The sequence below is a fragment of the Pseudomonas sp. MF6394 genome (assembly GCF_002018845.1).
In the GTDB taxonomy this organism is placed as follows: domain Bacteria; phylum Pseudomonadota; class Gammaproteobacteria; order Pseudomonadales; family Pseudomonadaceae; genus Aquipseudomonas; species Aquipseudomonas lactis.
The window spans coordinates 21,146-39,464 of the sequence record NZ_MVOJ01000038.1 but is presented as its reverse complement, the minus strand read 5'-3'; the positions used below and the strand labels follow the sequence as shown (position 1 = coordinate 39,464).

Annotated in this window: 18 protein-coding genes and 2 pseudogenes; 12 read left to right on the top strand and 8 right to left on the bottom strand. The window is 60.1% G+C overall.

Going from position 1 to position 18,319, the window contains the following annotated elements; all coding sequences use genetic code 11:
* Positions 1–7: 7 nt before the first annotated feature.
* The 3 genes from MF6394_RS28405 to MF6394_RS28395 are packed head-to-tail and all read left to right on the top strand — an operon-like array spanning position 8 to position 2,732.
* Entirely contained in the window at positions 8–868 is an 861-nt protein-coding gene (locus tag MF6394_RS28405; RefSeq protein WP_044274366.1) for a MurR/RpiR family transcriptional regulator, read from the top strand.
* A gap of 1 nt (position 869) precedes the next feature.
* The gene (locus tag MF6394_RS28400) at positions 870–2,333 is read left to right on the top strand and encodes an N-acyl-D-amino-acid deacylase family protein (RefSeq protein ID WP_078468021.1); all 1,464 of its coding nucleotides are present in this window, start codon (positions 870–872) and stop codon (positions 2,331–2,333) included.
* 30 nt (positions 2,334–2,363) lie between these two features.
* The gene (locus MF6394_RS28395) at positions 2,364–2,732 is read left to right on the top strand and encodes a glyoxalase superfamily protein (protein WP_078468020.1); all 369 of its coding nucleotides are present in this window, start codon (positions 2,364–2,366) and stop codon (positions 2,730–2,732) included.
* A 628-nt stretch (positions 2,733–3,360) separates the two neighbouring features.
* On the opposite strand, the pseudogene MF6394_RS35275 reads toward MF6394_RS28395, so the two are convergent.
* Positions 3,361–3,957: pseudogene (locus MF6394_RS35275) on the bottom strand (methyl-accepting chemotaxis protein); the annotation flags it as partial.
* 306 nt (positions 3,958–4,263) lie between these two features.
* Positions 4,264–5,280 (bottom strand): annotated as a pseudogene (locus tag MF6394_RS35270) (methyl-accepting chemotaxis protein); the annotation flags it as partial.
* 255 nt (positions 5,281–5,535) lie between these two features.
* Between MF6394_RS35270 and MF6394_RS28380 the strand changes: the two are divergent.
* A complete protein-coding gene (locus tag MF6394_RS28380) occupies positions 5,536–6,153 on the top strand; it encodes an FKBP-type peptidyl-prolyl cis-trans isomerase (RefSeq protein ID WP_003194089.1) in 618 nt (205 codons plus the stop codon).
* Between the two features lie 60 nt (positions 6,154–6,213).
* On the opposite strand, the gene MF6394_RS28375 is transcribed toward MF6394_RS28380, so the two are convergent.
* The 3 genes from MF6394_RS28375 to MF6394_RS28365 all read right to left on the bottom strand — a co-directional run bounded on the left by MF6394_RS28375 (position 6,214) and on the right by MF6394_RS28365 (position 8,112).
* Positions 6,214–6,471, bottom strand: coding sequence for a PA4570 family protein (locus MF6394_RS28375; protein WP_005791321.1), 258 nt, complete (start codon positions 6,469–6,471; stop codon positions 6,214–6,216).
* Between the two features lie 160 nt (positions 6,472–6,631).
* Positions 6,632–6,973: a zinc ribbon domain-containing protein YjdM gene (locus MF6394_RS28370; protein WP_003194087.1), complete on the bottom strand. Its 342-nt coding sequence runs from the start codon at positions 6,971–6,973 to the stop codon at positions 6,632–6,634.
* 170 nt (positions 6,974–7,143) lie between these two features.
* Positions 7,144–8,112: a polyprenyl synthetase family protein gene (locus MF6394_RS28365; protein ID WP_003194086.1), complete on the bottom strand. Its 969-nt coding sequence runs from the start codon at positions 8,110–8,112 to the stop codon at positions 7,144–7,146.
* A 239-nt stretch (positions 8,113–8,351) separates the two neighbouring features.
* Between MF6394_RS28365 and rplU the strand changes: the two genes are divergently transcribed.
* The 7 genes from rplU (at position 8,352) to MF6394_RS28330 (ending at position 13,990) form a co-directional block, all read left to right on the top strand.
* The gene (gene rplU, locus MF6394_RS28360) at positions 8,352–8,666 is read left to right on the top strand and encodes a 50S ribosomal protein L21 (protein ID WP_007950961.1); all 315 of its coding nucleotides are present in this window, start codon (positions 8,352–8,354) and stop codon (positions 8,664–8,666) included.
* Positions 8,667–8,700: 34 nt separating this feature from the next.
* Positions 8,701–8,958 (top strand): 50S ribosomal protein L27, encoded by a 258-nt coding sequence (gene rpmA / locus MF6394_RS28355; protein WP_003176049.1) that lies wholly within the window; start codon positions 8,701–8,703, stop codon positions 8,956–8,958.
* Positions 8,959–9,150: 192 nt separating this feature from the next.
* Positions 9,151–10,374 (top strand): Obg family GTPase CgtA, encoded by a 1,224-nt coding sequence (gene cgtA, locus MF6394_RS28350; RefSeq protein ID WP_003194084.1) that lies wholly within the window; start codon positions 9,151–9,153, stop codon positions 10,372–10,374.
* A gap of 109 nt (positions 10,375–10,483) precedes the next feature.
* Positions 10,484–11,602: a glutamate 5-kinase gene (gene proB, locus MF6394_RS28345; protein WP_078468019.1), complete on the top strand. Its 1,119-nt coding sequence runs from the start codon at positions 10,484–10,486 to the stop codon at positions 11,600–11,602.
* Positions 11,603–11,618: 16 nt separating this feature from the next.
* Positions 11,619–12,083, top strand: a complete 465-nt coding sequence (locus tag MF6394_RS28340; RefSeq protein WP_003194082.1) for a CreA family protein — start codon at positions 11,619–11,621, stop codon at positions 12,081–12,083.
* A gap of 102 nt (positions 12,084–12,185) precedes the next feature.
* A complete protein-coding gene (locus MF6394_RS28335; protein ID WP_044274351.1) occupies positions 12,186–12,668 on the top strand; it encodes a glutathione peroxidase in 483 nt (160 codons plus the stop codon).
* A gap of 218 nt (positions 12,669–12,886) precedes the next feature.
* A complete protein-coding gene (locus tag MF6394_RS28330) occupies positions 12,887–13,990 on the top strand; it encodes an NADH:flavin oxidoreductase (protein WP_047711762.1) in 1,104 nt (367 codons plus the stop codon).
* Here MF6394_RS28330 and MF6394_RS28325 read toward each other — a convergent pair.
* Positions 13,959–15,161, bottom strand: coding sequence for a glycosyltransferase family 4 protein (locus MF6394_RS28325; protein ID WP_069557789.1), 1,203 nt, complete (start codon positions 15,159–15,161; stop codon positions 13,959–13,961). The genes MF6394_RS28330 and MF6394_RS28325 overlap by 32 nt on opposite strands.
* A 54-nt stretch (positions 15,162–15,215) precedes the next feature.
* Entirely contained in the window at positions 15,216–15,980 is a 765-nt protein-coding gene (cysZ, locus tag MF6394_RS28320) for a sulfate transporter CysZ (RefSeq protein WP_044274345.1), read from the bottom strand.
* Between the two features lie 294 nt (positions 15,981–16,274).
* On the opposite strand from cysZ, the gene trxB reads away from it, so the two are divergent.
* A complete protein-coding gene (gene trxB / locus MF6394_RS28310) occupies positions 16,275–17,237 on the top strand; it encodes a thioredoxin-disulfide reductase (protein WP_003194076.1) in 963 nt (320 codons plus the stop codon).
* Positions 17,238–17,918: 681 nt separating this feature from the next.
* Here trxB and MF6394_RS28300 read toward each other — a convergent pair.
* Complete coding sequence (locus MF6394_RS28300; RefSeq protein ID WP_044268381.1) at positions 17,919–18,257, bottom strand: HopJ type III effector protein; 339 nt, start codon at positions 18,255–18,257, stop codon at positions 17,919–17,921.
* Positions 18,258–18,319 lie beyond the last annotated feature (62 nt).

The following is an 18,319-nucleotide window of genomic DNA, read 5'->3' as shown; positions in this document are numbered from 1 at the left end:
AGCCCCCATGGACATCCTCTATCAGATCCGCGCCCGCCAGGACGCTTTCAGTGCCGGCGAAGGGCGTATCGCCAAGCTGATGCTCGAGGATGTGGGCTTCGCCGCCTCCGCCAGCCTGGAGGAACTGTCGCAACGGGCCGAGGTGAGTACCGCCACCTTGTCACGCTTTGCCCGCAGCGTGGGCTGCCGTGACTTGCGCGATTTGCGCCTGCAATTGGCCCAGGCCAGTGGTGTGGGCAGCCGCTTCCTCGACCCGGCGGGCAAGCCAGAACAGTCAGCGTTTCATCGCCAGATCCTGGGGGATATCGAGGCGACGTTGCGTCTACATCTGTCGGGTTTCAACCAGCGCAGTTTCGGCGATGCGGTCAAGCTGTTGGGCAAGGCGCGGATGATCCATGCGTTCGGCATGGGCGGGCCGTCGAGCCTGTGCAGCGATGAGTTGCAGGTGCGCCTGGTGCGTCTGGGCTATCCGATTGCCGCCAGCCATGACCCGGTGATGATGCGTGTCACGGCCGCGACCCTGGGGCCCGAACATGCCGTCATTGTCTGCTCGCTCACGGGCCTGACCCCCGAGTTATTGGAAGTGGTGACGCTGGCGCGCAACTACGACGCGCGCATCATTGCCATCACCCTTGCCGATTCGCCCCTGGCGCAATTGGCGGATGTCGTGCTGCCGCTGCAATCGGCGGAAACCAGTTTTATCTACAAGCCCACTGCGGCGCGCTACGGCATGCTGCTGGCTATCGACCTGCTCGCCACTGAACTGGCGCTGGCCCTGCCGGACGACAACCAGGAACGCCTGCGCCGGATCAAACTCGCCCTGGACGATTACCGCGGCGGCCCTGGCAGCCTGCCGCTTGGAGACTGATATGAAGTACGACACGCTGATTCGCCAGGCGCTGATCATCGATGGCAGTAACACCCCCGGGTATATCGCCGATGTGGGTGTGCACGCAGGGCGCATCCGCACGATTGGTGACTTGTCCACAGCCCAGGCCGAGCAGGTCATCGACGCCCATGGCCGAGTGTTGGCGCCGGGCTTTATCGACGTGCACACCCACGATGACACGGTGGTGATCCGCCAGCCTCAGATGCTGCCCAAGCTCAGCCAGGGCGTGACCACGGTGATTGTCGGCAACTGTGGCATCAGCGCCTCGCCGGTCAGTTTGCGCAGCGACCCGCCAGACCCGATGAACTTGCTGGGCACCCGCGAGGCGTTCTCTTATCCACGGTTTGCCGACTACTGCGCCGCGGTGCAACGGGCCGGCCCGGCGGTGAACGTCGCCGCGTTGATCGGCCACACGGCACTGCGCAGCAACCATATGGACGACCTGCACCGCACTGCCACACCCTATGAAATCGCGGCCATGCGCGTGCAGTTGCAGGAAAGCCTGGAGGCCGGTGCCCTGGGTTTATCCACAGGCCTGGCCTACGCCAGTGCGTTCAGCGCCGAGACCGATGAGGTGCTGCAACTGACCCAAGAGCTGACGGCCTACGGCGCGGTGTACACCACCCATTTGCGCAGCGAGTTCGAACCGGTGCTGGAGGCGATGGATGAGGCGTTCTTGATCGGCCGCGAGGCGAGGGTGCCGGTGATCATTTCCCACCTTAAATGCGCCGGCGCCGGTAATTGGGGGCGCAGCCCACAGCTGTTGGCGGCCTTGGAAGCGGCGGCCAAAGATCATCCGGTGGGCTGTGATTGCTATCCTTATGCAGCCAGCTCCTCGACCCTGGACCTCAAGCAAGTGACCGACGCGTTTCGCATCACTATCACCTGGTCCACACCGCACCCGGAGATGAGTGGGCGCGATTTGCAGGAGATTGCCGCCGAGTGGGGCGTTTCGCTGATGGATGCCGCCCGCCGTTTGCAACCTGCGGGCGCGGTGTACTACGGCATGGATGAGGCAGATGTACGACGCATTCTTGCGCATCCGTTATCGATGGTGGGGTCGGATGGGTTGCCCGAAGACCCGTTTCCTCACCCGCGCTTGTGGGGCGCCTTCCCACGGGTGCTGGGGCATTTCAGCCGGGATGTCGGCTTGTTCCCGTTGCACACGGCGGTGCACAAGATGACTGGCTTGTCGGCGGCGCGCTTTGGGCTGGCCGAGCGTGGTGAGATCCGTGAAGGGCACTGTGCCGACCTGGTGTTATTCGACCCGCAGCGGGTGCGAGATGTGGCCGATTTCAAGGCACCCCAGCGCGCCGCTGAAGGGATTGAGGGGGTGTGGGTCAATGGCGTCTTGAGCTATCGCGAGGGGCAGGCCAACGGTGAGAGAGCAGGCCGGTTCCTGGCGCGCAACGGGGATTTGCGTGGCGGGTTTTCGTCTCTATAGTTGGGGTTCTTTTTAGATGGAGCTGTTGCCATGCACTTAGGAAAAGTCACCCCCATCCTGCGGATTTTCGACGAGGCCAAGGCGTTGGAGTTCTACGTCGATTTTCTGGGGTTCAAGGTTGATTGGCAGCATCGCTTCGAGGCGAATTTTCCGTTGTACCTGCAAGTGTCGCTGGGGGAGTGTGTGCTGCATTTGTCCGAGCATCATGGCGATGCTTCGCCAGGGGCGGCCGTGCGGATCCTGGCCCAAGGAGTCGATGCGTATCAGCAGCAGTTGCTGGGCAAAGCGTACCGTTATGCCAAGCCTGGGGTTGAAGATGCGCCCTGGGGGACGCGGGAAATGAGCATCCGCGATCCGTTTGGGAATCGGTTGGTGTTTGTTGAGGACAGCGAGGGCTGAGTGGCAAATTGCGGGCAATAAAAAACCGCCTTAGTAGGGCGGTTTTTTTTGCAAACCCAGTTAGTGGCTGGGGTTGCGGCTTCACAGGAGCACTGACGTGGTACCGATACTACTGTTGCTTTAGGGCCTTATGCAACACTCGACGACAAGCGGTTTTCCACCGCAGTACACATCTTTTTTATTAGTTAAATCTGCAAAAAACAGCAACAACTTTTAAGGCGAACTGAGTGGTGTTTGTCACACCTTGGTGCAGAGTGCTGAGCTAGTATCGCTCTCGTTCTGGGTACATCGTGAAGTAGGTTGACTGGGTTAGCGCGCAAATTTTGGACCGACCGCCACGGGCTAGTAATCCGTGCCGGATTCATGCGGGAGGACCATAAACCCAGCCGCCTCACAGGAGCACTGACGTGCATCCAAAGGCTCACATGTTCCGGTAAGTGCGCTGGAGGTAAGGCCCAACTCACGGAGGGCCGAGTATGTCTAAGTTTGCACGACGTACATGGAGCCTCGCAGTGAACTGCCTACGTGCTTATCACGTATGGAAGTTTCTGCGGGACAGCTTCGATGACCGTTAAGGTCTGAAAAGTTGGAGCCGCCTCGGTTCAGGCCGAGGCGGCTTTTTGGTGTTTTACACCCGGAAATGACTGACCATCTGCTGCAACTGGCTGCCCAACCGTGCCAGTTCCACGCTCGACTTGGCCGTCTCATCACTGGCAGTCGCGGTCTGCTCGGACACGTCCCGCACATTCACGATACTGCGGCTGATCTCTTCGGCCACGGCGCTTTGCTGTTCGGCGGCCGCGGCAATCTGCTGGTTCATCGACTGGATATTCGACACGGTGCGGGTGATGTTTTCCAAGGATACCCCGGCCTTGCGCGTCAGTTCGACGCTACTGTCGGTCAGGCTGCGGCTGTTGTTCATCACGCTGGCGACTTGTTGGGTGCCGTTCTGCAAGCCTGCCACCAGGCCTTCGATTTCCTCGGTGGATTTCTGTGTACGCTGCGCCAGGCCGCGTACTTCGTCGGCGACCACGGCAAAGCCACGGCCGGCTTCCCCTGCACGCGCAGCTTCAATGGCGGCGTTGAGGGCCAGCAGGTTGGTCTGTTCGGCCACGGCCTTGATCACGTCCATCACGCTGCCGATCTTGTTGCTCTCTTGTTGCAGGTGCGTCATGGCGTCGGTGGAGCGCGCTACTTCGGCCGCCAGGCGTTCGATCTGGGCGATGGCTTCGGCCACCACTTTATCGCCTTCGCGGGCCTGGCCGTCAGCGTCGGAAGCGGCTTGGGAAGCTTGCTCGGCATTACGCGCAACTTCCTGCACAGTGGCAGTCATTTCATGCATCGCGGTGGCGACCTGATCGGTCTCGATCTTCTGGCTGTTCACGCCGGCGCTGGTTTGCTCGGTCACGGCTGACAACTCTTCGGCGGCGCTGGCGATCTGAGTGACGCCGTCGCGGATGCCGCTGATCAGCTCGCGCAAGGTGGTGCCCATGCGCTGGATGCCTTGCTGCAACACGCCCAGTTCATCACGACGGGTCACTTGGATATTGTGGCTCAGGTCGCCCGAAGCGATGCGTTCCACCACGGCCAGCGTCTCCTGGATCGGACGGGTGATCTGGCGCGTGATCACCCACGCGGCAATCACGCCGACCAACAGGGCCAGTAAGGTGCTGATCAACTGCAGGCTGCGGGCCTGGGTGCTTTCAGCGTCGCGACGTTCCAGTTGGATGTCGTACAGCTTGTCGCTGATTGTCACGATGTCGGCGCCCTGGGTGGTCATTTCGGCACGGGCGGTGACGATATTGGCGTTGGCCGCTTTGTAGCTCTGCACCGCACTGCGATAAGCAACGAGGGCGGTTTCCAGCGAGGACAATGCGCTTTGCTGGCCAGTACCGAAGGCAACGCTGAGGCCTTTCAAACCCGCCACAGCTTTCTCCAGCTGTGTAGCAGCGCGCGCTTCGGTTTCTGCGTTGGGGCTATTGGTATAGCCGCGCACTTCGTAGCGAGCCTGCAGGAATTCGTTCTTGGCCTGGGTCACGGCCACAAACTGCGTGAAGCGTTCCGGGCTGTCGGGTGACTGCTGCACGCTGGTTTCCAGCGCATTGATTTGTGCGTTGGCGATGTCGGCCTTGGCGCCCATGACATCGCGCGCAGCGTTGCCATTGCGATAGGCCTCGCGCATTTTGTTCAGGGACTGGCGGTAAGCGGTAATCACGTCTTTCTGCTCATTGAGCAGCTTGAGGTTTTCCGGGCTCTTGAAGCTGTCCAGCAGCTTCTGTTGTTGGGCGGCGAAGGCATCGAGGCTGGTCTGCACGTTCTGCGCCACGGCCTCGTCGCCATTGGCCAGCATGTATTGCAAGCGCACGATACGCAGTTTGGTCAACGAGGCGTTGAGCTGAGTGATGTCGCTCATCCAATTGCTACGGTCGATCAAGCCGCCCAGGCTGGTCCAGCCCGTGAGCGCCAGGACTGAAGTGAGGACCAACACCAGGCCGAAGCCCAGGCCGAGTTTGAGATTGACACTGATGTTACCGAACCAGCTGTTCATCGAAAGCCCCTTGAAGAGTGATGTCTGTCTGCTGGACGGTGTGTTTTTGTTTGAGCCAGCCAAGATGTGTAGGGCTGTATCGGCGGGAAAGGATGATTCTGAAATACTTTTATTGGTCGTCGACGAAGGGTCGCTGGCGCGCTACGGCAAAGCCGGGGTGGGGCTGATCACGGCCCGCTCCTGTGTGCTAGTCTGCGGGCCCTTTTAGTTCTGGGCGGCGCGGGAAACCGTGGCGTCCTACAGCGGAGCCTCTTCATGTCCGAAGTTAATCTGTCCACCGACGAAACCCGCGTCAGCTACGGTATCGGCCGTCAGTTGGGCGACCAACTGCGCGACAACCCGCCACCGGGCGTCAGCCTGGACGCGATCCTGGCCGGCCTGACCGACGCGTTCGCAGGCAAGCCTAGCCGTGTTGACCAAGAGCAAATGGCGGCCAGCTTCAAAGTGATCCGTGAAATCATGCAAGCCGAAGCCGCTGCCAAGGCTGAAGCTGCAGCAGGCGCTGGCCTGGCCTTCCTGGCGGAAAACGCCAAGCGTGATGGCATCACCACCCTGGCTTCCGGCCTGCAATTTGAAGTGCTGACGGCCGGTACCGGCGCCAAGCCGACCCGTGAAGACCAAGTGCGTACTCACTACCACGGCACCCTGATCGACGGCACTGTGTTCGACAGCTCCTACGAGCGCGGCCAGCCTGCAGAATTCCCGGTTGGCGGCGTGATCGCCGGCTGGACCGAAGCCCTGCAACTGATGAATGCCGGCAGCAAATGGCGCCTGTACGTGCCGAGCGAACTGGCTTACGGCGCTCAAGGCGTTGGCAGCATCCCGCCGCACAGCGTTCTGGTATTCGACGTCGAGCTGCTCGACGTTCTGTAAAATCTGCTGGTTACCTGTTGGGACGAACGCGTTCGCCCCAACAGGCATTTGCCAGTTTCTTCATGGATGGAACTTGCCATTCAAGTCGGTCGCCGGGCGCAACGCTCGCGCATAGCAGAACAGAAACAGATTCCTCACCACTTCTTTCAGCACCCCAGGCTCACTGGAACTCAGGCCATTGACGTCCAGATCGCCCTGGTCCTGCAGCTCGTTCAGCGCTTCTTCTTCAAGCACCGCACAGACTTCACCGGTTTCCCGATGCAGGATTCGCAGGTAAGGGTGAGGGCGATCCAGCCAGGCATCTATCAAATAAGTCATGGTCGTTCTCCTTGATGGGTTTCAATGAGAATAATTCTTATTCGTAGAATAGCAAGCGTCTATTGGCAATTTCTGGTTTTTTCTGTGTGGGTATTGCGTTCGATCAACGCAGAGGGCAAAACGCCACCCCGCGGCGGGCGCGGGATGGAATGCAGCAGGATCAGACTTTGCGCACGAACTCGGACTTGAGCTTCATCGGGCCGATACCGTCGATCTTGCAATCGATGTCGTGGTCGCCGTCGCACAGGCGGATGTTCTTGACCTTGGTGCCGACTTTGACCACCAGGGAAGTGCCCTTGACCTTGAGGTCCTTGATCACGGTGATGGTGTCGCCGTCCTGCAGGACGTTGCCCACAGAGTCTTTCTTCACGGTTTCATCGCCAACCACTTCGGCCTCGCCAGTGGCGGACCATTCATGGGCGCATTCCGGGCAGATCAGCTGGGCGCCGTCTTCGTAGGTGTATTCGGAATTGCATTTGGGGCAGGGAGGCAACGTGCTCACTAAAGCTCCTAGAAAGTCAGGGATGGCTAAAAGTCGCACATTATATAGGGTTTTAAACGCGGGTGGGGTTGGACTCGTCCTAATGTGGGAGCTGGCTTGCCTGCGATAGCGGCAGTGAGTTCACTACAGTCATCGCAGGCAAGCCAGCTCCCACATTAAACAGCGCGAAATCAGTGAGTACGAGCGACCGCAAACTCACTCAGCTCAACCAGGGCATCCCGGTATTCGCTGGCCGGCAGCGCTTCCAAGCATGTGATCGCCCGCGCCACGTAGTCACGCGCCAGTTGCGCGGTGTACTCCAGGGAACCCGAGGCTTCCACAGCGGCACGGATGGCTTCCAGGTCTTCGATGCCGCCTTTCTGGATCGCCTTGCGCACCAGGGCAGCCTGTTCCGGCGTGCCTTCGCGCATGGTGTAGATCAGCGGCAAGGTCGGCTTGCCCTCGGCCAGGTCGTCACCGACGTTCTTGCCCAGGGTTTCGGCGTCGCCCTTGTAATCGAGCAGGTCATCCACCAGTTGGAACGCCACGCCCAGGTGATCACCGAACGTGCGCAGCGCCTCGGCCTGTTCGGCGGTGGCGCCACACAGCGCGGCGGCACTGTGGGTAGAGGCTTCGAAGAGCATCGCGGTTTTGCCGCGAATCACTTCCATATAGGTTTCTTCGGTGGTGCTGGCGTCGCGGACTTTGGACAACTGCAACACTTCGCCTTCGGCGATGATGCGTGTGGCCTGTGAAAGAATCTTCATCACGGGCATCGAGCCCAGCTCGACCATCATTTCGAACGAACGCGAATACAGGAAGTCGCCCACCAACACGCTGGGCGCATTGCCCCACATGGCGTTTGCGGTCTCGCGACCACGGCGCATGCCGGACATGTCGACCACGTCGTCATGCAGCAGGGTGGCGGTGTGCAGAAATTCGATGGTGGCGGCCAGCAGGCGCAGGTCGTCGCCTTGACGGCCCAGGGCCTTGCCACACAGCAACACTAATAAAGGACGCAGGCGTTTGCCGCCCGCCGACGTAATGTAGTCGCCAATTTTGGAGACCAGCGGCACTTTAGACGTCAGCTGCTGCTTGATGATGCCGTCGACGGCGCTAAAATCGTCCGCGACCGCGCGGTAGAAAGCTTGGGGTTGCATCAGCGACAGTCGCTCCAGAAGGGTTGCGCGGCATGCTAGGACCCTCACCCCGCAGTGTCAAGGCGCGATAGACGGCCCCTTGCAACACCTCTTTACCTTGCGTACAATCGCGCACCCTGAACTTCCTGGGCAGCACCTGCCTTACGCAATTGCATTCGGGACGTCCATCCCATGCAGCCATGCCAGCCAATACCTCTTCTTATAAAGCGCTGGGTGAGCAGGATTATCGGAGAAATACCATGTCGTACGCAGTAATTGTTACTGGTGGCAAGCAATACAAAGTCGCCCCAGGTGAATACCTGAAGATCGAGAAACTGGAAGTCGCTACTGGCGAATCCGTTACTTTTGATCGCGTTCTGTTGGTCGCCAATGGCGATGACGTGAACATCGGCGCTCCAGTTGTTGCTGGCGCTACCGTTGTGGCTGAAGTGATCTCCCAAGGTCGTCACGATAAAGTCCGCATCATCAAGTTCCGTCGTCGTAAGCACCACATGAAGCGTATGGGCCACCGCCAGTGGTACACCGAGATCAAAATCACCGGTATTCAGGCTTAATTTCAGCCTAATTCCTCACTAGGAGAATTGACTCATGGCACACAAAAAAGCTGGTGGTAGTACCCGTAACGGTCGCGACTCAGAAGCCAAACGCCTTGGCGTGAAGATGTATGGCGGCCAGAAAATCATTCCGGGCAACATCATCGTGCGTCAGCGCGGCACCCAATTCCACGCCGGTTACGGTGTTGGCATGGGTAAAGATCACACCCTCTTCGCTAAAATCGAAGGCGTGATCAAGTTCGAAGTAAAGGGCGCGTTCAACCGCCGTTACGTGAGCGTTGTCGCAGCTTAATTGCGAGATCGCTGGAAAAGCCCTGTCTTGCGACGGGGCTTTTTCGTTTGTGGAGTGAGTCTCTTGCAAAGCTGTCTGTGATGAGCTCAGGCGCTGGTTTGCGGTCGCTGATTGAGGTCGCTGCGCTCATTTTTGCAAGAGTCTTATGTCTTGGTTTCTTAAGCTCGTCCATGCGGCGAGAGGCGTTTTGTTATGAAGTTCGTTGATGAAGTTTCCATCCGAGTAAAAGCAGGCGACGGCGGTAACGGTTGCATGAGTTTCCGTCGCGAAAAATTCATCGAAAACGGTGGCCCGAACGGCGGTGACGGCGGTGACGGCGGTTCCATCTACATGATGGCCGACGAGAACCTCAACACCCTGGTCGACTACCGTTACACCCGGCACTTCGATGCCGAGCGTGGCTCCAACGGCGGCAGCACCGACTGCACCGGTAAAAAAGGTGAAGACCTGGTACTGCGCGTACCGGTCGGCACCACGATCATCGACTCCGCGACCCAGGAAGTGATTGGCGACCTGACCAAGGCCGGCCAGAAACTGATGGTTGTGCAGGGCGGCTGGCACGGTCTGGGTAACACCCGATTCAAGTCCAGTACCAACCGCGCACCGCGCCAGACCACGCCGGGCAAGCCAGGCGAGCAGCGTGACCTCAAGCTGGAAATGAAAGTACTGGCGGACGTGGGCCTGCTGGGCCTGCCGAACGCGGGTAAAAGTACCTTCATCCGCTCGGTATCGGCTGCCAAGCCGAAAGTCGCCGACTACCCGTTCACGACCCTGGTGCCAAACCTGGGCGTGGTCAGCGTAGACCGCTGGAAAAGCTTCGTGGTTGCCGACATTCCCGGCTTGATCGAAGGCGCTTCCGACGGCGCAGGCCTGGGTATCCGCTTCCTCAAGCACTTGTCCCGCACCCGTTTGCTGCTGCACCTCGTCGACATGGCACCGCTGGATGACACCAGTGCCGCCGATGCCGCCGAAGTCATCGTCAGCGAGCTGACCAAGTTCAGCCCGGCCCTGGCCGAGCGCGATCGCTGGTTGGTACTGAACAAGTGCGACCAGATCCTGGAAGAAGAGCACGAAGAGCGCGTCAAGGAGATCGTTGATCGCCTGGAGTGGGAAGGTCCGGTCTACGTCATCTCGGCCATCGCCAAAGAAGGCACCGAGCGCCTGACCCGCGACATCATGCGTTACCTGGAAGACCGTGCTGACCGCCTGGCGGCCGACCCGGTGTACAAGGCCGAACTCGCCGAGCTCGACCAGCAGATCGAAGACGAAGCCCGTGCCCAGTTGCAGGCTCTGGACGACCAGCGTGCCCTGCGCCGCAGCGGCGTGAAGTCGGTCCACGACATCGGTGACGATGATTGGGACGAAGAAGACGTGGATGATGAAGACGGTCCGGAAATCATTTACGTGCGTGACTGATCCGTTGCGATAAACTTGAACGCCGCTCCCTGGAGCGGCGTTTTGGTATCCGGGTATAACGTTATGGGCAGCGCTGGGTCGCGCGGCCCTCACTCTAAGGTTGAAGATGATGCGGAGCAAAGTGACAGGTGCGCAGCGCTGGGTCGTGAAAATCGGCAGTGCGCTGTTGACGGCGGATGGCAAAGGTCTGGATCGCGCAGCCATGAGCGTCTGGGTCGATCAGATGGTGGCCTTGCATGAAGCAGGCGTTGAGTTGGTGCTGGTGTCGTCCGGAGCGGTTGCCGCCGGGATGAGCCGCCTCGGCTGGACCGCGCGACCCAGCGCGATGCACGAACTGCAAGCCGCCGCCGCCATCGGCCAGATGGGCCTGGTGCAAGCCTGGGAATCCAGCTTTGCCGAGCACGGCCGCCACACGGCGCAGGTGCTGCTGACCCACGACGACCTGTCCGACCGCAAGCGCTACCTCAACGCCCGCAGCACCTTGCGCGCGCTGGTGGAGCTCAAGGTCATCCCGGTCATCAACGAGAACGACACCGTGGTCACCGACGAAATCCGCTTCGGTGACAACGACACCCTGGCCGCCCTGGTGGCCAATCTGGTAGAGGCCGACCTGCTGGTGATCCTCACCGACCGCGATGGCATGTTCGACGCCGACCCGCGCAACAACCCCGATGCCCAGCTTATCTACGAAGCCCGCGCCGACGACCCGGCGCTGGATGCGGTCGCCGGCAGTGTCGGCGGTGCCCTGGGTCGCGGTGGCATGCAGACCAAGCTGCGCGCTGCGCGCCTGGCCGCGCGTTCGGGGGCCCACACCATCATCGTCGGCGGGCGCCTGGAGCGCGTGCTCGATCGCCTCAAGGCCGGTGAGCGCATCGGTACGTTGCTGTCGCCGGAGCGCGGCATGCTGGCGGCGCGCAAGCAATGGCTGGCCGGTCATCTGCAAACCCGTGGCACCCTGGTGCTGGACGCAGGCGCAGTGGCGGCGTTGTCTCAGGGCAACAAGAGCTTGTTGCCGGTGGGTGTGAAGTTGGTGCAGGGCAGCTTCCGTCGTGGCGAAATGGTGGTGTGCGTCGCCCCAGACGGTCGCGAGATTGCGCGCGGCCTGGCCAACTACAGCGCCCTGGAAGCACAGAAGATTATTGGACAACCCTCCGACGCCATTGTCGGACTCTTGGGTTATATGGCAGAACCGGAACTGGTTCACCGCGACAACCTGATCCTGGTCTAACCATAGGAAATACACGATGCGCGTGATGAAGGGATTGCTCGGCCTGCTGTTGGCCATGCCGCTGCTGGCCTCGGCCGAAGAGGTCGGCCAGGTGTCGACGGTGTTCAAGTTCGTCGGCCCCAACGATCGGATTGTGGTCGAAGCGTTTGACGACCCCAAGGTCGATGGCGTGACGTGCTACCTGTCCCGCGCCAAGACCGGCGGCGTAAAGGGCGGCCTGGGCCTGGCCGAAGACCGTGCCGAAGCCTCGATCGCCTGCCGCCAGGTGGGCCCGATCCACTTCAAGGGTGAGCTCAAGGACGGCGACGAAGTGTTCAAGGAGCGCACCTCCCTGGTGTTCAAGACCATGCAGGTCGTGCGTTTCCTCGACAAGAAGCGCAACACCCTGGTGTATCTGGTCTACAGCGACCGCCTGATCGAAGGCAGCCCGCAGAATGCGGTGACGGCGATTCCTATTCTGCCCTGGCCGACCGCTCAGTAACCTGCAGGCGAGTTTCGTCACTGGCGTCTATGATTGCAGCTTTGCCGGTTGTAAGCTCCGAAGGGCTGCAATGCAAAGAACATGGGATATCTGGAGTTCGTCATGAGTGCTTTCCACGATCTGAAACTCAAAGCCTTGGACGGACGAGCGCTACCGCTGGCGCCTTTCAAGGGCCAAGTCGTGCTGGTGGTCAATGTGGCGTCCAAATGTGGTTTGACCCCGCAATACGCGGCGTTGGAGAACCTCTACGAGCAGTACAAGGACCAAGGGTTTACCGTGCTTGGCCTGCCCTGCAACCAGTTTGCCGGTCAGGAACCGGGCAGCGAGGAAGAAATCAGCGAGTTCTGTAGCCTGAACTACGGCGTGACTTTTCCACTGGGCAGCAAGATCGAGGTCAACGGCCCTGATCGGCACCAGTTGTACCGCTTGCTGGCGGGCGAGGGCGCTGAATTCCCCGGGGATATCACCTGGAACTTCGAGAAATTCCTGTTAGGTAAAGATGGCCGCGTACTTGCGCGCTTCTCACCCCGTACGTCCCCTGACGATCCCTCCATCATCCAGGCGATCGAAAAAGCCCTGAGCTGACTCCAATCTACTGTAGGAGCGAGCTTGCTCGCGAAAAACGCCAACGATAACGCGTCCTTCCTTAAGTACGTGGCGTCCTCGGGTGCTTCGCGAGCAAGCTCGCTCCTACAGGTATTCGGGTGCTTCTGTACCTTAATCATTTAGATCAATAGTGCTATGAGTGGCGCTGTGGTCTGCATATTATCCACGTCATAAATTTCTTTGCCGTGGAGCGTTCCATGCCCGTCCAAGCCTTGTTCAAACCCTTCCAGCTCGGTGCATTGCAACTGTCGACCCGCGTGGTCATGGCGCCCATGACCCGTTCGTTCTCCCCAGGTGGCGTACCCAACTCCAACGTCATCGAGTACTACCGCCGCCGTGCCGCTGCCGGTGTGGGCTTGATCATCACTGAAGGCACCGTGGTCGATCACCCAGCCTCCAACGGCTACCCCAACGTGCCGCATTTCTACGGCGAAGCCGCGTTGGCCGGCTGGAAGAAAGTGGTCGATGCGGTCCACGCCGAAGGCGCAAAGATTGTCCCGCAGCTGTGGCATGTGGGCAGTGTGCGCCGTATCGGCACCGAGCCTGACGCCAGCGTGCCGGCTTATGGCCCGATGGAAAAGCTCAAGGACGGCAATGTCGTTGTGCACGGCATGACCAAGCAAGACATCAAGGACGTGATCAACGCCTTCGCCCAGGCCGCCAAGGATGCCCAGGCGATCGGCATGGACGGCGTGGAAATCCACGGTGCCCACGGCTACCTCGTCGACCAGTTTTTCTGGGAAGGCAGCAACCAGCGCACCGACGAATACGGTGGCAGCCTGGCCAACCGTTCGCGCTTTGCCATTGAACTGATCCAGGCGACCCGCGCCGCTGTCGGCCCGGACTTTCCGATCATCTTGCGTTTCTCCCAGTGGAAGCAGCAGGACTACACCGCGCGCCTGGTACAAACCCCTGAAGCGTTGGGTGAGTTCCTCAAGCCACTGGCTGACGCTGGCGTGGATATTTTTCACTGCTCCACTCGCCGTTTCTGGGAGCCGGAATTTGAAGGCTCCGACCTCAACCTGGCCGGCTGGACGCGTCAGCTTACCGGTAAGCCAACCATCACCGTGGGCAGCGTGGGCCTGGATGGCGAGTTCCTGCAGTTCATGGTCAACACCGACAAGGTCGCCCAGCCTGCCAGCCTGGAGAAACTGCTGGAGCGCCTGAACAACGATGAGTTCGACCTTGTAGCCGTGGGCCGTGCGTTGCTGGTGGACCCGGATTGGGCCGTGAAGGTGCGCGAAGGGCGTGAGGGCGACATCTTGCCCTTCAGTCGTGAGGCGTTGATGACCCTGGTGTGAGCGGTGAGAGGGCAGGCACTCGCTGACTGTCCTCGCATACCCCACGCAACTGGCGCTCGAATTGCTCGATAATCGCCGGCCAGCCCTGACGGCTGGCATGTTGTCGGGCGTTCAAGCGCGCTCTGCGTAGCGTTTCGCGCTCCTCCAGCAGCCAGATGGCCGCATCGCAAAACGCGTTTTCATCCCCAGGCATTGCCAGTGCGCCGCTATAGCCATGACGCAGATGCTGGCTTGCGGCTGCTTGATCATAAGCCACCACGCCCAGGCCTGAAGCCATCGCTTCAAGTACCACATTGCCGAAGGTTTCGGTCAGGCTTGGGAACAGGAACAAATCCCCTGAGGCGTAATGCTTTGCCAACTCCTCGCCGCGTTGAGCTCCGCAGAACACCGCATCGGGCAAGTCACGTTCCAATGACGAACGTTGGGGACCATCACCGACGATAATCAGCTTCATGCGCCGCCTTGGGTAGGTAGCTTGCAATGCCTCAAAGCAGCGCTTGAGCAGCCCCAGGTTCTTCTCCTGGGCCAGGCGTCCCACATGCAGGACGGCAATATCGTCGTTCGCCAAGCCCCAATCATCACGCAAGGCATTATTGCGTTTGGCTGGATGGAACAGATGGCTGTCCACCCCCCGCGACAACATGCCCAGACGCTCGAAATGTCGACGCTCCAACTCCAGGCGCTGACTGGCGCTTGGCACCAGGGTCAGGCTCGAGCGGTTATGAAACCAGCGCAGGTAATGGGTGACCACGCGGCTCAACAGGCTCAAGCCATACTGGTTCGAATACTGCTGGAAATTGGTATGAAAGCCGCTGACCACGCTGATGCCCAGGCGCCGCGCGGCGCGCAACGCCGAAAGCCCCAGCGGCCCTTCGGTGGCGATATACAGCACATCGGGGCGCTGGCGCGTCCAGCGGCGCAGTAACTTGCGCATTGACGATTGGCCCCATTGCAGGCCTGGATAGCCGGGCAGTGGCCAGCCGCGGCACAGCAGCAGTTCATCGTCGCTGGGGCGGCTTTGGTCGGCACTCTGGCGTGGGCGTACCAGCTCGACCTGATGGCCGCGTGAGCGCAAACCTTCGCACAGGCGGCCAAGGGTATTGGCCACCCCGTTGATCTCCGGCGGGAAGGTTTCGGTAATGAGGGTGATGTGAAGCGAGGCTGTCGTCATGACCCACAGTGTCGGCGTGGGCCATGTCGCCATTGTGTCAGTGCGATGATGGATTTATGACTTGGCCACCGCTTGCTGCGCCATCGTTTCGGCGCCTTGTTCACGCACCCAGAACAACGTCGCGCCGGCCACCGCCGCTGGCATCATTAACAGGTTGACCACCGGCACCAGCAGCACCAGGTAAACAATGCCGCCAAAGCTCATGCTCTGCCAGCGCTTCTGGCGCAGCCACGCGAGCATCTCGTTCCAGCCCAGCTTGTGGTTATCGGCCGGGTAGTCGATGTACTGGATCGCCATCATCCACACGCCAAACAGCAGCCACAGCGGCGCCGCGATCAGGTTGACCACCGGGATGAACGACAGGATAAACAGGCCGATGGCACGTGGCAGGAAGTAACCCAGCTTGCGCATCTCCCGCGCCAGGGTGCGTGGGACCATGGCGGCCAGTTCAGCCCAACTGAACGGCGGGAAGTCATCGGTGCCACGTACCACGACCTCAACCTTCTCGGCGAGAAACCCGTTGAACGGCGCGGCGATGATATTGGCGAGCATGGTGAAGGTGAAAAACACCATCAGCACCACCAGCACCACAAACAGCGGCCACAACAGGTAATTCAAAAAGCCTAGCCAGTGGGGCAGCGTTGGCATCAAGCTATCGACCCACAGGCTGAACTGATGGCCGGCGAAATAGATCAACCCGACGAACAACACCAGGTTGATCGCCAACGGCAGCAACACGAACAGGCGCAGGCCAGGGCTCAACACCAGTTTGAGGCCTTCACGCAGGTATTGCGGGCCGGAAAGAGCAGGGGCGGGCATGGAGTACTCCGAGCAAAATGGCGAACGCGCCGACCTTACCGGCTTTGCTCCTGATGTGAAAGCGTGGGCAGGTAGGCGACATCCAGGGTTACAAAGGGGTCGATTAACTTGAATGCGCGCATAGAGAACACCTATGAGCTGGATTGTTAATGCGTATTTCCTTAATCTTGCCCCCCTCGATACGCTGCACCCATTATTTTTCAGGACCTGGCGAGTTAAAGCCTTCCCCAAGTGCTTCGCCGTCCTTTTTTATTCCCGCTGCCCTGTGGTCTGGGCGGTCGGTAGGAGTGAGTCATGTCAGATACCCGTCATTCCCGAGTGATTATTCTCGGTTCCGGCCCTGCCGGTTACAGCGCCGCTGTCTACGCTGCCCGGGCCAATCTAAAGCCGCTGCTGATCACCGGCATGCAGGCGGGCGGTCAGTTGACCACCACTACTGAAGTCGACAACTGGCCGGGCGATGTGCACGGCTTGACCGGCCCGGTGCTGATGGAGCGTATGAAAGAGCACGCCGAGCGCTTTGAAACCGAGATCGTCTTCGACCATATCAACAAGGTCGACTTCTCGAAAAAGCCTTACAGCCTGACCGGTGACAGCGGTGTGTACACCTGCGACGCGCTGATCATCGCCACCGGCGCCAGTGCTCGATACCTGGGCCTGCCGTCGGAAGAAGCGTTCATGGGCAAGGGCGTTTCGGCCTGCGCCACCTGCGATGGTTTCTTCTACCGCAACAAGCCGGTTGCCGTGGTCGGCGGTGGCAACACTGCCGTGGAAGAGGCGCTGTACCTGGCCAACATCGCCAGCACCGTGACCCTGGTTCACCGCCGCGAGACCTTCCGCGCCGAGAAAATCCTGATCGACAAGCTGCACGCCCGTGTCGCTGAAGGCAAGATCATCCTCAAGCTCAACGCCACCCTGGATGAAGTCCTGGGCGACAACATGGGCGTGACCGGTGCGCGCCTGAAAAACAACGACGGCAGCTTCGACGAGCTGAAAGTCGACGGTGTGTTCATCGCCATCGGCCACACCCCGAACACCTCGCTGTTCGAAGGCGTGCTGGAAGCCAAGGACGGGTACCTGGTGGTGCAGGGCGGCCGTGAAGGCAATGCGACTGCGACCAACATCGAAGGTATCTTCGCTGCCGGCGACGTGGCAGACCACGTCTACCGCCAGGCCATCACCTCGGCCGGCGCTGGTTGCATGGCGGCCCTGGATGCCGAGCGTTACCTCGACGGTTTGAAGGACGCTTCGTTCTAAACCCGTTGACTCAAAAAAGCCGGCTGCGAAGCCGGCTTTTTTATGTCTGCGATCCAGCCCACACAGTAAAACAAATGTGGGAGCTGGCTTGCCTGCGAAGGCGGCCTAACAGCCGACGCCAATCTACCTGACACCTCGCAATCAAACTGTGGGAGCGGGCTTGCTCGCGAAGGCGGTCTGGCAGTCAACACAGCTGGATTGTGTATATATCCATTCCTGCGGTAACGGCCCCCTAAAGTTCCGCCCTGACGGCGGCTCACTTTGCAAAAGCGGCAAAGTAAGCAAAACGCTCTTGCCCCACAACTCGGCACCTCGCTTGGGCTCGGTGTGCCCGTAATCCGCCAGTGATTCGGGGGGCCGCCGCCACGCGCCATCCATGGCGCGGGGCGGCTAAACCGGCATCCCTGCCGGTTTACCCCCCAAATCCCTGTCGAATTCCGGCCAGCGTGGTTTGACGGGGCGCCTAAGATCAAGATCAAGAGCGACTCGCTTCGCATCGTGGTTACCGGTCAGTTAAGCGGTCATCGCTTTCTGTAGGAGCGAGCTTGCTCGCGAAAAACGTCAACGATAACGCGTGCTTGCTGAATGAGCGCGGCGCCTTTGAGTTTTTCGCGAGCAAGCTCGCTCCTACAGGCATCAGGGCACGCCCGGCTCCCACATTGAGCGGGGTCGACGATGAAATCAGCGGCGGGTCAGAGGCTGTTCAGCAAATTTTACTGCGGCCAACCCATGGGCAATCAACGCCCGAATATTGCCATGGTCACTGCCGTCCGGAGTGGCTACCACCGACCGGTAATGCTCACCAAACGCCAGCAGTGCTTCCTGATCACTTAGCCCTTCCAGCAGCGCCAGACCCAAGGTCTTGCACGACCCTTCATTTTGCCCGGCGGCATTTTCCACACTGCCGTTGGTGAAGGCTTGCGGTTGGTAGTCGTAACCGGCGGCGATAAAGGCCAGGGTGTCGGCAAAGACATGTTCGCCGCTGTTGAGGCTGGCGCGCAGGGTATTCAAATCAGTCATCGGTTCTGGCTCTTTCTTAACGGGTGTAGGTGAGATTACCTATAGTAACTTTTTCAAGGTTA